Here is a 14,554-nt window from a genome sequence, read left to right as displayed (position 1 = left end):
GTCGGGGGAGTCGGGGGAGTCGGGGGAGAAATAACTCCCTCATCTCGCTCACTCCCTGACTCCCTGACTCCGCCCACTTACTACCTATCCCTTCCTGAACGCATTTACTCCCGTCCTCTACCTCCTGTGGAAGTTGTGGATATGCGCCAAGAATTGCAACAGGGAAATCGTTCTATATTTAGTCGTTCGTTGCAATCTGCTTTGCAGCAATTGCGAGAACGTCGTCAACAAGGAATTTTATTTATCCATCGTCGGGGACACAGCACATTTGTGTCTTGTCGCAGTTGTGGATATGTCTTGGAGTGTCCTAACTGTGACGTGTCGCTGTCATATCACCACACTGAGGAGAATGCGCCGCAAACACTGCGGTGTCATTACTGTAATTTTGCGCGATCGCATCCTCACAACTGCCCAGAATGTGGTTCTCCCTACCTTAAATTTTTCGGTAGCGGTACCCAACGAGTTGCACAGGAGTTAGCAAAACAGTTTCCCCAACTGCGCTTTATCCGTTTTGATAGCGATACCACCCGGACAAAAGGAGCACACCGTACTCTTCTAACACAGTTTGTCAACGGTGAAGCAGATTTGTTAATTGGTACGCAAATGCTCACCAAAGGATTAGATTTGCCTCAAGTCACACTTGTGGGTGTTGTCGCTGCTGATGGGTTGCTGCATCTATCAGATTATCGTGCGAGCGAACGAGCGTTTCAAACCTTGACACAGGTTGCGGGACGTGCTGGTAGAGGAGAAGAACCAGGAAGAGTGATTGTCCAAACTTACACTTGTGAACATCCTGTGATTGAAGCAGTACAAAATCACGATTATCTGTCTTTTATAGATGCCGAATTAGAACAACGGCGATCGCTCAATTATCCACCTTATGGGAGATTGATTTTATTGCGCTTAAGTAGTCCTGATCCAATTCAAGTGGAAAATACTGCTCAAATGATAGCAGCAGCTTTGCCGACTCATGAAGGGTTAGACATTTTAGGACCAGCACCCGCTTCCATTTTACGGGTTGCGAATCGTTACCGGTGGCAGATTTTGCTAAAATTTGACCTCAATGCCTTACCACAGTTGCCAGATTGGGAAGAAATACGTCAACTTTGTCCTCGTTCAGTCAGTTTAACAATTGATGTAGATCCGATAAATATTATGTGAACTACCCAACACCCATCTGAGTACAGATAGAGTGTGGGCTTCCCAATTCACGGGGGATTGCCTCTGTCGCCACGGATTTTTTACGTCCTGATGACTTTGGTCTTACATCCCCTCCAAGGGCAGAAGCGCTAGTTCCTAACGCCCATAATCGCAAACCTTCATTTTTAATATTGATTGCAGCATTGATGTCTCTATCATGCTGTCTCAGGCAGTGAGGGCAATCTACAAACCGGACTCCCAATGAATCATATCCATGTTGCAGCATTGGGATTGGTAGTAGAGTCTGATTACAAAGTTGAGACGAAGGAAAGAACCTACCTATTTCTTGATAGGCATGACCAAACCTTTCAGCTTTGTATTTGAGCATGGTTAGAAACATCCCCCACCCTTGGTCTGATATTGACTTTGCCAAGTTTGGATTTTTCACCATGTTTTTAACTGCCAAATCTTCTACACAAATAACTTGGTTTTCGTATGCTATTTTGCGAGATAGCTTGTGCAGAAAATCTTCTCTTACTCTAGCTATTTTGCTAGATACTTTGGCTACCATTCGTTTAGCTTTGCGGCGTTTACCAGAAGTTTTATCTGTCTTCTTGGCTAGTTTACGCTGCTTGCGCTTTCTATTCTTTTCTAATTTTGCTAACTGCTTTTTAGGAAGGTCATACTTTGAGCCTTCGGAAGTTATAGCAAAGTTCTTTAATCCCAAGTCAACCCCAATAGCTTCTCTAATTGCAACTACTGGTGTATTCTCTTGATTAAAAAGAATAGATGCGTAGTACCTACCGTCTGCATTTCTCGATATTGTTACAGTTTGTACCTTCGTATCGGGCAGTTGTTTGTGAAACACAGTTTTCATCAATCCCAAACTACCGGGAAACTTAATTACAGAATCCTGTAGTAGTAGTTTTACGTTCTGGGGATATTGAATCGATTGTTTACCATGCTTAGATTTAAAGTTAGGATACTTAGCGCGTCCCTCAAAGAAATTGACAAAAGCGCTAGAAAGATTGAATGTTACTCGTTGCAATACTTGACTGTACGCAAGTCCTAGCCATTCATATTCTTTCTTTAATCCTGGTAGCAACTTGTCCATTGCAACCTTAGAAAGACCTTTCCCTGTTTCTTTGTATGCTGTGGTTGTGGCATTAAGCATATAATTCCACAGCCATCTAGTATTGCCAAAACATTGAGCTAGATAGGATTCTTGCTCGTCAGTGGGATAAATTCTAACTTTAATTGCTCTATACATGGCATCGACCTTACCGTGTTTACATATTTATGGTAACAGATATTTTGACAGTTGTGTCAACCAAAGCAAAATATTTTGCTCGTTTCGTCGTTGTAGTCTTCCTGGTTTTCGCCGCGCTCAAATATAGTCAGACTACACTCCTCAACTCACTCGCAATTCATGAGGCAGCGCGTCGGACGGGTTCCCCGGCTTGAAGCGACTGCCGTCTCAACACTGACCTGAGTACAGGTACAGTGTGAGCCTTCTTGCTATTTAAGGTAATTAAACAGCTTTGCTAGTGCGTTCTTCACAAGCAGAACGCACTGTGTTTTACAAACACTTAACAAGCCCAAGACGCAGAACTTCTCGCGTAAAGTCACATGAATATCCAATAGAGGCGTCAGCAAGAAACTTACCCGTTTGAGCCTCCTTAGTCACTCCATAACCACCAAGAATCTCAACTGCTGTTTGCGCGTTTTTAATTGCCACATCTACAGCAAAAGTCTTAGCTGCTGGTGCCTTAAGCATTGCAGCGAGTTGGGGATTGGTGTCAGCAGTATTTGCTGCCTCCCATACTGTCAATCTTGCAGCCTGCGTGTTTATCATCATATCAGCAAGCTTCAAAGCGACTGACTGATGCTCAATAATCGGACGCCCCCAGCTGACTCGCTTTTTGGCATAGTCTAGCGCATACTCATACGTTGCGCGAGCCAAACCGACGTATGAAGCCGCAAGTCCAATAGCTACCTCAGGAAGCAACATGAGAAGTTTAGCCGCCTCACCCTCTTTCCCAAGAAGATTCTCTGCGGGTACGTACACGTTATCAAGATGAATTTCAGTGTGATGAGAAGGTTTCCAGCCAATCATCTCGGTTCTGTTGCCAAATTTCAGACCAGGGGTATTTGCTGGAACGTAGAATATAGACATACTCTCGCCCAAAGGCTTATCAAGAGCTGTGCGTGCAATAATAAAATATGCATCCGCAATGCCAGCATTTGTCACTAAAGACGACTTTTTGCCGTTAAGGACATAGACATCACCATCCCGTTGTGCAAAAGTCTTCATTCCAATATTGGCATCTGGTATGGGACAGAACAAATCTGAGGTAGCAATATTTGGCTCACTCTCTGCAGCACTATACAAGTGAGGATCCCCAGAACCCACGTGAGACAATATGCGCTTCTGCTGTTCGCTTGTTCCAACCCTAGTTACGAAAAGCGACATTGCCGCAGTCAGATTAAAGTAACTACATGCAATGCTGACATCAGCAACACCCAGTTCTTCCAAAACCAAAACCAAATCTATACACTTTCCTTCCCGATCACTGTACTCTTTTGGAAGCAACAATGATGTGAATCCCAGTTCGGCACCTTTGCGGAACACACTTTGACAGAAATCCCAAGGTTCAATTTTTGGATTGTCAGACTCCTCAATGATTTGAACAATAGGCTTAATTTCTCTTTCAGCAAAGTCACGCGCTTTTGACTGCAACATCCGCTGTTCGAGAGTGAGGCTGAAGTCAATCATGATTTGTTCTTCCTTCGTCATTGGATGCTATCAATGCCATAGCTAGGAGCAGTTTGGAATTTGCATTTTGATATGGCATCTAGTTAATTATCCTATCGCCCTGGAAATGGTATAAAAAGATTGTTTATCATTCCATGATTTCCGTTTGTTCAATTTCTTTATTTGACGATAACTGTTGATATAAAAGCATTTCAGCCTTTGTCAAACTCCTAAAAATCATGGCAATTAGATAAAAAGATGTCAAAATTACAGATAAAAAAATCATCAGACATCCTCTTAGGAGTACTCTTCTAGTTCATAAAACTAAGTAATTTTTATTTCAAATTGTGTTAATGGCTAACTCAATGCTCAAATAAGTAGTTTTACTTAATTGATTTGGCAAAGACTTGTCTTTGCCGTAAAAGTCAAACTCAATTGAGTGATAATAGTATATGGATGTAAAAGAACTGAATATGTCGTTAACTACTTCTACTTGTTGCGCTGTCACCCTTAGTCAACAACAAGAGCAAAATAATCACTACCACAAAACTCAGTGTGACCAAATGCAATGTGTTGAGACTCGAGTTGACAATTGCAACAGCACAACTAAAAACTGCACTGTTGTAGAAAACGGTCGTGTTGTGATCAAACCAGCACAAACACAGCACGACAAGGATTCTGAATTTCATTCCTGAATGGCCTAAGACTTTTCATGAACAACGAACAACAACTCAGCCTCTTCGATGACTCAAGCTTTAACTCGAATGACCAAAAAGCGCTAATTCCCACAGACGCAAAAATCCCCATTCCTTCCGGGACCTATGCTGATATGATCGAAATAGCACAGCATTGCAATCAGTGTCATCGGTGTGAATTAGGACAGACACGTACTCATGCTGTTGTTGGGCGTGGTCATCTCCAAGCACTAATCATGGTTGTGGGGGAAGCACCAGGTCAAAATGAAGATGAAACTGGGTTGCCTTTTGTTGGAAAAGCAGGACAGCTGCTAGAGAAAATACTGGCATCTGTTAACTTAGATACAGAGAAAGATGTATTCATCTCTAACATTAACAAGTGTAGACCTCCTGGTAACCGGGTTCCGACCACAGAAGAAATGGAGGCTTGCAAACCGTACCTCTTGGAACAAATTCGCCTGGTTGATCCAAAAATGATTCTTTTAGCAGGTGCAACTGCTGTCAAAGGATTAACCGGTGATAAACGCGGAATTACCAAAATTCGTGGACAGTGGATGGAGTGGGAGGGGCGTTTGTGTATGCCAATTTTTCATCCATCTTATTTGCTACGTAACCAATCCCGTGAGGTTGGTAGCCCCAAGTGGTTAACGTGGCAAGATATACAAGCAGTGCGTGCTAAGTTTGATGAAATCCGGAAAAGCATTTGAGAACGCTGAAGTTATCTAAAACGCGTTCACTAAAAGAAATCAAATCATGTTGTCCGTCATCATATTTTTCGTGGTTCTGCTAGGTTTTATAGCTTTGATACAAGATTCTGTTTCAGCCAACAAACCCACTTCTAGTCAGCGTCGTAAAGATAATGGTAATGGTGATAGTAGTTGGTACTACGGTGATGTTGGAGGATATGACAGCGGTAGTAGCAATAACTCTGGTGGCGGTTGTGACAGTGGAGGCTTTGATGGCGGTGGCGGCGGTTGTGATGGTAGTGGCTATTAAACTCCTGAGTTCAGAGTCATTAACATCCCAAAAACTCTCGTATATACTGATTGACTAATTGAGGCTGTTCCTGTTGTACCCAATGACTACAACTAGGGATATATTTGATTTGAAAATCTTTGACATAAACTTGGGTACCGTAGGTTAATTCCTTACCAAGGGCGGTATCGTCTTCTCCCCAAATCATCAAAGTTGGCACTTCCAAAACGCCCCAATTTCGATTAACCATTCTCTGTTGAAAAAGGTTGCGGTAGTAGTTCAACATTGCTGTGAGGGCACCTCGTTTTGCTGCAGCATCTTTGTAAGCTTCGATATCTGCTTGTGTGAAAGCACTTTTGTTAACCGCCATACCTTTAAAAGCAGTTTCAATGAGTTGATAGTCAAAGGATTGTATAAGGAATTCTGGTATTCCTGGTAATTGAAATAAGAACATATACGAGCTACGCAGTAACTGTTGAGGAGTGCGTAAGCCTTCAGCAAATTTAGCGGGATGAGGAAGATTAAGTACAATTAAACGCTCTACCATTTCAGGATGAGAGTAAGCAAAATTCCAGGCGATCGCACCACCCCAATCATGTCCTAGCACAATGCTTTTTTCGTATCCTAATCCCTTAATGACTCCCTCAACATCTCTAACAAATTCATTCATCACATAAGCTGATTGGTTTTTAGGCTTTTCGCTGTCGTTATAGCCACGCAAATCAAGGGCAACCACTTTAAAGTCTTTTGCAAATTCTGGTATCTGGTGACGCCACGAGTACCAAAACTCAGGAAATCCATGCAACATGAGCATCAAAGAACCTTCTCCCTGAGTCACATAATGCAATTTTACCCCATTTACAGTGATAGACTCGTGCTGCCATGAACCTTCTAGTACAGACATAATTTATACTCTTCCAATTAGATAATCGGAGTTTTCACACAAGTGTCAATAATAACATATATAGAAAAATATTCACTTTAGAAACAAACTTGAGAAGGAAATAAGGACTCAATAATTCTTAATATCTCAAACAGAATTATTCTCTAGGTAGATGTGTGTTTTTGGTCAAATCTGCTAAATCATAAGTCATAATAAAACCAAAGTATTATGACACAGCAACTTATACATAACCCTTCTTTGTGGATAGAAAGACTAGCCAGATTTGGTTATATATCTAAAGGAGTCGTTTACGCGATCGTTGGACTACTAGCAGCACAGGCGGCTTTTGGTAGTGGTGGTAAAACGACTGATACAGAAGGCGCTCTTCAGGAAATTGTCAACCAGCCATTTGGAGAGTTTCTGCTAGCTTTAGTAGCAGTTGGATTAATTGGATACGTTATTCTTCGTTTTGTACAAGCAATAAAAGACCCAGAACATAAAGGAACAGATGCGAAAGGTTTGGTGCAGCGAATTGGCTATGCAATCAATGGTTTTATATATGCTGGTATAGCTTTAAGTGCTGTACAAATTATTCTTGGTTCAGACAGTGGTGGTAACAGTAATTCTAGACAAGATTGGACAGCAAGATTACTTTCTGAGCCCTTTGGTCAATGGTTAGTGGGGGCTGTAGGAGCGTTGACTATTGGTTTAGGTTTTTATGAGTTTTATCAAGCTTTTAGTAGTAAGTTTAAAAGACAATTAAATTTGAGTGAATTGGATGATTCACAACGCAAATTGGTAATGGCTATTTCCAGATTTGGTTTAGTAGCGCGAGGGATAGTATTCTGTATTATTGGCTGGTTTTTGATTCAAGCAGCAACTCTGTCTGATGCAAGTCAAGCGGGAGGTTTAGCTGAGGCATTACAAACGCTAGCAAAACAACCATTAGGTCCCTGGCTTTTAGGTATAGTAGCACTGGGTTTAGTTGCATATGGTGTTTACATGGTGATTCAGGCACGATATCGTCAAGTCGTCACACGTTGAACAGAAAACGTTTAGTTTCCTGAATTCTCAGAACGCACGCGTACACTACCCGCCTGACAATCTCGCAACCAAGCAGTAATTCCTTGGGCTATAACGCCATTACTACTATCTCGTGGTGGTGTCGGCGGTTGATTCTTGGGAAACGAACCGATTTGAGAATACATCATCACCAAACGCCAATCACTTTTTGTTTTTGTGAGAAACAGCCAGTGGAATTGCTGCAATTGAACTGCTTTGCCAGCGGTGTACTGTCGCTCTAAAGTTGTAAAAAAGAGTTGTTCTACTCCTTCGGAAACAGTTTTTGCTGAATCTGCCAATCCACTGGGGTTAAGAGGTAACGGTTGAAACTCAGGTCTTCCTGCCACAACCATATAACTGTAAGCGTCAGTTGCTCTGCTCAAGCGACGAGCACGTTGATTAGCGCGATTGGCATAGCTTGGTAAATCCCGTAATAACTGAGTCGTTAATGCTTCTAGATTTTGGTTAGCGCAAGAAGATTTTTTCCCGTCAATAGCTCTCCTCTGTGCTTGCGAAGAGAAGTTAGGGGTGAGTTTCTTCGCTTGTACTGAGGTATCTTGAGTACTTGGTAATAACAGCCAGAAGCTACAATAAACAAGCAACAAGCTTTTATTTTTCTTTTTAACTCCTGAGCTCATGTGACTGTTGCTAATTCTTCACAAATCCTCTTCCAAGCTAACTCTGGATCGGCAGCTGTAGTCATCGGACGCCCAATCACCAGGTAATTTGCTCCCGCCGCGAAAGCTTGTGCAGGAGTGAGCGATCGCGCCTGATCTCCTTTTTGCGCCCAAGTTGGACGTACTCCCGGACAAACCAGCAAAAAATTATCCCCACAAGTTTGTCGCAATTGTGCTACCTCAACAGGAGAACAAACAGCTCCATCTAAACCCATCTCTTGAGCCATCAAAGCCATTTCCAAAGCATATTCCGGTAACTCTAAAGGGACTTTCAACTCAAACGCCAACTGTCTAGAAGAAAGACTCGTCAACAGCGTAATCGCAATTAACTTCGGTGGTTTCACACCTGCATCTGTTGCTCCTACTTGTACCGCCTCTGTTGCTGCTTTCAGAGCATCTTTACCACAAGTTGCATGAATTGTCAATAAATCGACACCATAACGAGCAGCAGCACGACAAGCGCCAGCAACAGTGTTGGGGATGTCATGAAACTTCAAATCCAAGAAAATACGCTTTTGTCGAGATTTTAGCACCTCCAGAATTTTTGGTCCTGTGCTTGTGAATAATTCCAAGCCAACCTTGAAGAAAGTGACTGATTGCAGTCGTTCGATGAGGGCGATCGCCGCTTGTTCATCTGGTACATCCAAAGGGACAATAATTTGCTGTTGGGCGTTCATCAGCTTCTCCTACGGTACCAGTCGGACAAACTTGTTTTTCCCCAGTTGCAAAACACGTCCGTGCAATTGGCTTGAATCAGTAAAAGTAGTTTCGATATCGGTGAGGCGATCGCCATCTAAGCGTACTCCACCTTCTTGAATTTTCCGCCTACCTTCTGAGCTACTTTTGCACAAGCCACTCACATTCAGTAGGTATGGTAACTTTGCTGGAAACTCGACATCAGCTAACGAAAATTCTGGTACATCACCCGCCTCAATATCCTTAATCGCTTGTTCACCGTGATATTGTTTGACTATTTCTTGTGCTAGTAATTTTTGGCGATCGCGCGGATTTTCTGGTAGTTTGTCTAGTGGAAAATCTGTGAGTAGTGTAAAGTAATCATTGAGGAGATGATCGGGAACTTGTTGTAGCTTTTGATACTTTTGAGTCGGATGTTCTAACAAAGCCACATAATTATCTAAAGACTTAGACATTTTTTGTGTACCATCCAAGCCAATTAAGATTGGCAGCAGTAATCCGTACTGCGGTTTTTGTCCAAAATGGCGTTGTAAATCTCGTCCTACAGCAATATTAAATTTTTGATCTGTCCCTCCTAATTCTACATCTGCCTCAACAGCAACAGAATCATAGCCCTGCATCAGCGGGTACAGGAACTCATGAAGGAAAATAGGATTCTCTTTTTTATATCGCTCAGCGAAACCCTCCTTAGCCAGCATCTGCCCTACTGTCATTGTGGAGAGTAACTTCAAAATTTCGCCCAGATCCAACTTAGAGAGCCATTGTGAGTTGTAACGTATCTCTAACCTTCCTGGTGTATCAAAATCTAAAATAGGTCGTACTTGCTCAAGATAAGTCTCGGCGTTTCGCGTCACATCTTCTTGTGTGAGTTGGCGACGTACCTCAGATTTTCCAGTCGGATCGCCAATGCGAGCGGTAAAATCGCCAATAATGAGTACTGCCGTATGTCCAGCATCTTGAAACGCTCGTAGTTTTCGCACTGGTATGCTATGACCGAGATGAATATCGGCACCTGTTGGATCAATTCCCAATTTTACCCTTAAAGGTCGGTCAGTTGTGACTAAGCGTTTTTCTAGACTTTCAACATCACTGTCGGAATCAGTCGGTTGTGGAAAAATTTCAACAATACCACGACGCAGCCAAGAAGTATCCTGCGTCATACTACTAGGAGGTTGACTATTAACTATGCTTTGCACTATCAAAGTAGGATTGGTTTTAGTCACTGACAATTTGTATCACTCTCGTTCGCCAAAGTAATATCATTGCAAAAAATTAACCGCTTTGCTTCATCCAAAACATTACACTATATATTTACTAGTGAGGAAGTGAAACCACCGTGTCGTCTAGGACTTTTGAAGATAAGCAGCCACAACCTCGAGCCTCTGCCTCGGGTTTTGAGTTTTTCAAAGGAGTCGGTCAGGTAGCTGGCGGTACTCTACTATCCGTCACGATGTTGACAAGTTCTATTGTAGCGGGAGGACTCGTTGGCTTAGCGGTGAGTTTCCGCAATTTGCCAGACGTAAGACAGTTACGCAGCTTCTTGCCATCAGAAACGACTTATATCTACGACATCAAAGGCAAATTATTGACAAGTATCCACGGCGAAGCCAACCGCGAAGTCATGCCTTTGGATAGAATTTCTCCAGATCTCAAGCGAGCAGTCTTAGCGAGTGAAGACAGTGATTTCTACTATCACCACGGTATAAATCCTAAAGGCGTTGGACGTGCAGTACTCACCAACTGGACAGCAGGTGGCGTCCGAGAAGGTGGTTCAACCATCACCATGCAGTTGGTGAAAAACTTGTTCTTGTCTCACAAGCGCGCCTTCACTCGTAAGATAGCCGAGGCAGTATTGGCAATTCGTTTGGAGCAAATTCTGAGTAAAGACCAAATTTTAGAAATGTACCTCAACCAAGTTTATTGGGGACATAACAACTATGGTGTACAAACAGCAGCACGCAGTTACTTTAACAAATCAGCAGAATATTTAAACTTGGCTGAATCTGCGATGATGGCTGGTTTGATTCAAGCGCCAGAAGACTATAGCCCTTTCATCCATATGGAAAAGGCAAAAGAGCAACAGAGAATCGTTTTAGGACGGATGAAGGAATTGGGTTGGATCACGCAACAAGAATACGACAACGCCCTGAAACAACCAATCAAACTGGGTAAAATTCGGTCGTTCCAAGGAAGTGCCTTACCTTACGTCACAAACGCCGTAGCGCAAGAAATCGCGAAAAAATTTGGTCGTGAAGCACTCCTCAAGGGTGGAATGCGAATTCAAACGACAGTTGATACCAACTTCCAAAGGATGGCGGAGAACACTGTAAAAACCTGGCATCAAAGATTGCGGGGACAAGGTTTATCAAAAAACCAAATTGCTTTAGTTGCTGTTGATCCCCGTACACATTTTATCAAAGCGCTGGTCGGTGGTGTAGACGCTAAAACCAGTGAGTTTAACCGTGCAACTCAAGCTTTACGGCAACCAGGTTCTGCTTTTAAACCATTTGTTTACTACGCGGCATTTGCAACTGGTAAGTATGGACCAGAAACAACAGTCTATGATACCCCTGTGGGCTATCGAGATGGTGACGGATGGTACTACCCACGCAACTACGATGGTGGCTATGGAGGAGCAATGTCAATCCGTACTGCTTTGAAGCTATCTCGTAACGTCCCGGTTATTAAGCTAGGTAAGGCTGTGGGAATGAATAAGGTTGTTGAAACCTGTCGTACCTTAGGTATTATGAGTCCGATGGAACCTGTCACTTCTCTACCATTGGGTGCTATTGGTATGACACCATTAGAAATGGCAGGTGCTTATGCGACCTTTGCCAATTATGGCTGGCAGTCTCCAACGACAATTATTGTGCGTGTAACCGATAGTAGTGGCAACATATTGCTTGACAACACGCCGAAACCGCTACAAGTTCTTGATCCGTGGGCTTCAGCAGCAACGATTGATACAATGCGCTCTGTTATTACTGATGGTACCGGTAAAAATGCTGCAATAGGCCGCCCCGCAGCAGGTAAGACTGGAACAACTTCTTCTGAAAAGGATATTTGGTTTGTTGGAACCGTACCTCAATTAACAACAGCTGTTTGGGTAGGTCGGGACGACAATAGAACCTTGGCAAGCGGTGCGACAGGTGGTACAATGGTAGCCCCAATTTGGCGCAGTTTTATGTTGCAAGCGCTTAAAGATGTACCTGTAGAGAACTTCAAGTCACCTTACAAGTTTCCTCGCCCCAAATCAAATTAAAATCAAAAGTAAGGAGTCAGGAAGTCAATTCTAAACTCCTTACTTTTGACTCAACAGTTCCTTAACATCACAATTGTTGTTCCAGTTCATTTTTCATCCGCTCTAAAGTCAGGTTCATTTGGTCAAACATTTGTTGCGGAGTCACACCAAACTGGCTTAACTGTGTCTTAAGTTGCTGTACTGTCATTTGCGCCATGAAATCTTCTGATAGCTCAAAACGCTTCATAAAGATTCGATACCGTTCCATCATGGCTTCCATCTGCTCAATAAACAGCTTTTTGCCTTCGCGGTCAAATTTGCCGTAGTTCCCACCAAGCTTAATGAGTGCTTGATAGTCTTCAAACAATTGCTTAGCTTCTTGCTGAATGATGTCAGAATCAAAGAATCCCATCTTACTTACACTCTACCGAACAGTGACACTCAGTCGCTCTCGAATATTGATGCCTCTTGCTTTATTCTAGTCTAGGGAGATAATCTAAAAAATAGTCTTCGGCTTGGGTACGGTTTTTTACCGCAATTTCAACACTTGACTTGCGCTGCTTAAAAATTCACGCATTCGCTCATTCAAAATTCGGCGTTGCTGAATAAAGGTATAAATTGTCACTATAGCGCGCAGCGGGCAAGGCAGGGCATACGTAATGAAGTGAAGCGTTTGCGTTAGCGCAGGCCCCCTATGCCTATGTCCTGCGGACACGCTCCGAAGGGGAATCACACGGGGACACGCGCAAGAGACGCTGCATTCAGCATGACAAAACTAATATTTTTAAGTTGAGTCTTGATTAGGAATCTCAACCAAATCTCAACCAAAACTCAACTTAAATATCAAGTTGGTCAGAATTGAAGAGTTCTTAATATTCTGACTCCTGGCTTTTGGCTGCTGATTCTTTTAATTTAGATCCCGTTAGTCGTACTGTTAAGTGCGAGTAAATGATCCCCATTCGATTGAGTAATTCCGTTTGAGGTGACGGTAACTGTGTCAGTAAATGCAAAAGGAATGCCTGCATTTGGTGCCACACCCAATGTAATAGTTAGGGAGTCCAACACTGACGACAATCCTAAATCAGAGAACGTCTGTTCGGCAACATTTTTGTTAATGACTTCGTAGAAGTCATCGGGATTTTGAGAATTCGTCAGGCTATCTCTAACGAAGTCAGCAATTGGTAGGACTGAACGGAATTGAGTGTTGTCTAGTCCCGCTTTGTAGTCTAGGTCAACGGTGACGTTAGCTACACTTGACCGTGCTGGAATCACAACGTCTTTTAATTCAAACGAAACCAGTTGATCAGTTGTGCCATCAGGAGTGACTGTGACAGTGTCGCTAAATGCGAAAGGAATACTTGAATTTGGTGCCACATCGAGTTTCACAGATACAGAGTCGAGAACGGATGACAAATTGAAGCTGCTATTGGAAAACAGTGACGTGGCAACATTGTTGTTAATGACTTCGTAGAAGTCATCGGGATTTTGAGAATTCGTCAGGCTATCTCTAACGAAGTCAGCAATTGGTAGGACTGAACGGAATTGAGTGTTGTCTAGTCCCGCTTTGTAGTCTAGGTCAACGGTGACGTTAGCTACACTTGACCGTGCTGGAATCACAACGTCTTTTAATTCAAACGAAACCAGTTGATCAGTTGTGCCATCAGGAGTGACTGTGACAGTGTCGCTAAATGCGAAAGGAATACTTGAATTTGGTGCCACATCGAGTTTCACAGATACAGAGTCGAGAACGGATGACAAATTGAAGCTGCTATTGGAAAACAGTGACGTGGCAACATTGTTGTTAATGACTTCGTAGAAGTCATCGGGATTTTGAGAATTCGTCAGGCTATCTCTAACGAAGTCAGCAATTGGTAGGACTGAACGGAATTGAGTGTTGTCTAGTCCCGCTTTGTAGTCTAGGTCAACGGTGACGTTAGCTACACTTGACCGTGCTGGAATCACAACGTCTTCTAATTCAAACGAAACTAGTTCACTCGTACTTAGATCTGACAACAATGAACCATTGCTGACTAGCGAGTCTAAGGTGAATACTTCTGGTGTGGCACTGGGTGCGGCAGTAAGGCTTACCGTAGTTGTATCTGACATATTTAACGATCTTCAATTAACAAGGGGTAAACAAATTTCACTGCTTTTACAAAGCAGTTTCACGTGAACCTATGTAAATTACAACTTCAAAATTCAGTATATTACCGTTGTTTTGACTATATTTTTTAGCCACATCAAGGCTAAGTAACAGTAATCAAACTGACATTCAAATAATACACATAGATGAAAAATATCTTTGATGAATTTTTGATGAAGAATGGAACAAAGGTGCGGTTCGGCGTTGACGCAGGTTTCCCCAAAGCCCTAAAGGGCACGCTGCGCGAACGTTTTTTCATAATTTTGCGTAAGTCCTGTCTAACTCTT

Annotated in this window: 14 protein-coding genes; 6 read left to right on the top strand and 8 right to left on the bottom strand. The window is 42.7% G+C overall.

All coding sequences use genetic code 11. From position 1 onward, the window contains the following. On the top strand, positions 1 to 1,161 hold a 1,161-nt coding region (gene priA / locus DP117_RS23140), incomplete at its 5' end, for a primosomal protein N' (protein WP_248277783.1). A gap of 1 nt (position 1,162) precedes the next feature. Here priA and DP117_RS23135 read toward each other — a convergent pair. Together DP117_RS23135 and DP117_RS23130 are read right to left on the bottom strand one after the other, a co-directional pair. Beyond that, a complete protein-coding gene (locus DP117_RS23135; protein ID WP_169220589.1) occupies positions 1,163 to 2,410 on the bottom strand; it encodes an RNA-guided endonuclease TnpB family protein in 1,248 nt (415 codons plus the stop codon). A gap of 309 nt (positions 2,411 to 2,719) precedes the next feature. After that, positions 2,720 to 3,937 carry an acyl-CoA dehydrogenase family protein gene (locus DP117_RS23130; protein ID WP_248277782.1) on the bottom strand — a complete coding sequence of 406 codons (1,218 nt, stop codon included), beginning with the start codon at positions 3,935 to 3,937 and terminating at the stop codon, positions 2,720 to 2,722. A 431-nt stretch (positions 3,938 to 4,368) separates the two neighbouring features. Here DP117_RS23130 and DP117_RS23125 point away from each other — a divergent pair, with 431 nt between their 5' ends. Genes DP117_RS23125 through DP117_RS23115 form a run of 3 tightly spaced genes read left to right on the top strand, consistent with a single transcriptional unit; the run spans position 4,369 to position 5,586 of the window. Continuing rightward, positions 4,369 to 4,590, top strand: a complete 222-nt coding sequence (locus DP117_RS23125) for a hypothetical protein (protein ID WP_211176297.1) — start codon at positions 4,369 to 4,371, stop codon at positions 4,588 to 4,590. Between the two features lie 17 nt (positions 4,591 to 4,607). Continuing rightward, positions 4,608 to 5,297, top strand: a complete 690-nt coding sequence (locus DP117_RS23120; RefSeq protein ID WP_169220587.1) for a uracil-DNA glycosylase — start codon at positions 4,608 to 4,610, stop codon at positions 5,295 to 5,297. A 46-nt stretch (positions 5,298 to 5,343) separates the two neighbouring features. Continuing rightward, complete coding sequence (locus DP117_RS23115) at positions 5,344 to 5,586, top strand: hypothetical protein (protein ID WP_169220586.1); 243 nt, start codon at positions 5,344 to 5,346, stop codon at positions 5,584 to 5,586. Positions 5,587 to 5,605: 19 nt separating this feature from the next. On the opposite strand, the gene DP117_RS23110 is transcribed toward DP117_RS23115, so the two are convergent. Beyond that, a complete protein-coding gene (locus DP117_RS23110) occupies positions 5,606 to 6,469 on the bottom strand; it encodes an alpha/beta hydrolase (RefSeq protein ID WP_169220585.1) in 864 nt (287 codons plus the stop codon). Between the two features lie 207 nt (positions 6,470 to 6,676). Between DP117_RS23110 and DP117_RS23105 the strand changes: the two genes are divergently transcribed. Continuing rightward, positions 6,677 to 7,492, top strand: a complete 816-nt coding sequence (locus tag DP117_RS23105) for a DUF1206 domain-containing protein (RefSeq protein WP_169220584.1) — start codon at positions 6,677 to 6,679, stop codon at positions 7,490 to 7,492. 11 nt (positions 7,493 to 7,503) lie between these two features. Here the strand turns inward: DP117_RS23105 and DP117_RS23100 are convergent, their stop codons facing one another. From DP117_RS23100 to tyrS, 3 genes are read right to left on the bottom strand one after another with little or no spacing between them, the layout of a single operon-like run. Further along, positions 7,504 to 8,148, bottom strand: a complete 645-nt coding sequence (locus DP117_RS23100; protein ID WP_169220583.1) for a hypothetical protein — start codon at positions 8,146 to 8,148, stop codon at positions 7,504 to 7,506. After that, entirely contained in the window at positions 8,145 to 8,864 is a 720-nt protein-coding gene (gene pyrF / locus DP117_RS23095) for an orotidine-5'-phosphate decarboxylase (protein ID WP_169220582.1), read from the bottom strand. The genes DP117_RS23100 and pyrF overlap by 4 nt, the downstream gene beginning before the upstream one ends. Positions 8,865 to 8,873: 9 nt before the next feature. Beyond that, positions 8,874 to 10,043 carry a tyrosine--tRNA ligase gene (gene tyrS / locus DP117_RS23090; protein WP_169220590.1) on the bottom strand — a complete coding sequence of 390 codons (1,170 nt, stop codon included), beginning with the start codon at positions 10,041 to 10,043 and terminating at the stop codon, positions 8,874 to 8,876. Positions 10,044 to 10,219: 176 nt separating this feature from the next. On the opposite strand from tyrS, the gene DP117_RS23085 reads away from it, so the two are divergent. Further along, entirely contained in the window at positions 10,220 to 12,145 is a 1,926-nt protein-coding gene (locus DP117_RS23085) for a transglycosylase domain-containing protein (protein WP_169220581.1), read from the top strand. Positions 12,146 to 12,212: 67 nt separating this feature from the next. On the opposite strand, the gene DP117_RS23080 is transcribed toward DP117_RS23085, so the two are convergent. Both DP117_RS23080 and DP117_RS23075 read right to left on the bottom strand, forming a co-directional pair. Continuing rightward, positions 12,213 to 12,536 (bottom strand): DUF1825 family protein, encoded by a 324-nt coding sequence (locus DP117_RS23080; RefSeq protein WP_169220580.1) that lies wholly within the window; start codon positions 12,534 to 12,536, stop codon positions 12,213 to 12,215. Positions 12,537 to 13,036: 500 nt separating this feature from the next. Continuing rightward, complete coding sequence (locus DP117_RS23075) at positions 13,037 to 14,230, bottom strand: hypothetical protein (RefSeq protein WP_169220579.1); 1,194 nt, start codon at positions 14,228 to 14,230, stop codon at positions 13,037 to 13,039. Positions 14,231 to 14,554: the final 324 nt, after the last annotated feature.

Origin of the sequence: Brasilonema sp. UFV-L1, from assembly GCF_012912105.1 — a bacterium.
GTDB lineage: Bacteria > Cyanobacteriota > Cyanobacteriia > Cyanobacteriales > Nostocaceae > Brasilonema.
Note: the sequence above shows the minus strand (reverse complement) of the source record. Positions and strands in the feature narration are given on the sequence as shown.

Bases quoted from the DNA above. Each gene is read 5' to 3' on its own strand.
- DP117_RS23135 (WP_169220589.1), bottom strand. From the start codon at position 2,410: ATGTATAGAGCAATTAAAGTTAGAATTTATCCCACTGACGAGCAAGAA.
- DP117_RS23130 (WP_248277782.1), bottom strand. From the start codon at position 3,937: ATGACGAAGGAAGAACAAATCATGATTGACTTCAGCCTCACTCTCGAA.
- DP117_RS23125 (WP_211176297.1), top strand. From the start codon at position 4,369: ATGTCGTTAACTACTTCTACTTGTTGCGCTGTCACCCTTAGTCAACAA.
- DP117_RS23120 (WP_169220587.1), top strand. From the start codon at position 4,608: ATGAACAACGAACAACAACTCAGCCTCTTCGATGACTCAAGCTTTAAC.
- DP117_RS23115 (WP_169220586.1), top strand. From the start codon at position 5,344: ATGTTGTCCGTCATCATATTTTTCGTGGTTCTGCTAGGTTTTATAGCT.
- DP117_RS23110 (WP_169220585.1), bottom strand. From the start codon at position 6,469: ATGTCTGTACTAGAAGGTTCATGGCAGCACGAGTCTATCACTGTAAAT.
- DP117_RS23105 (WP_169220584.1), top strand. From the start codon at position 6,677: ATGACACAGCAACTTATACATAACCCTTCTTTGTGGATAGAAAGACTA.
- DP117_RS23100 (WP_169220583.1), bottom strand. From the start codon at position 8,148: ATGAGCTCAGGAGTTAAAAAGAAAAATAAAAGCTTGTTGCTTGTTTAT.
- pyrF (WP_169220582.1), bottom strand. From the start codon at position 8,864: ATGAACGCCCAACAGCAAATTATTGTCCCTTTGGATGTACCAGATGAA.
- tyrS (WP_169220590.1), bottom strand. From the start codon at position 10,043: ATGACGCAGGATACTTCTTGGCTGCGTCGTGGTATTGTTGAAATTTTT.
- DP117_RS23080 (WP_169220580.1), bottom strand. From the start codon at position 12,536: ATGGGATTCTTTGATTCTGACATCATTCAGCAAGAAGCTAAGCAATTG.
- DP117_RS23075 (WP_169220579.1), bottom strand. From the start codon at position 14,230: ATGTCAGATACAACTACGGTAAGCCTTACTGCCGCACCCAGTGCCACA.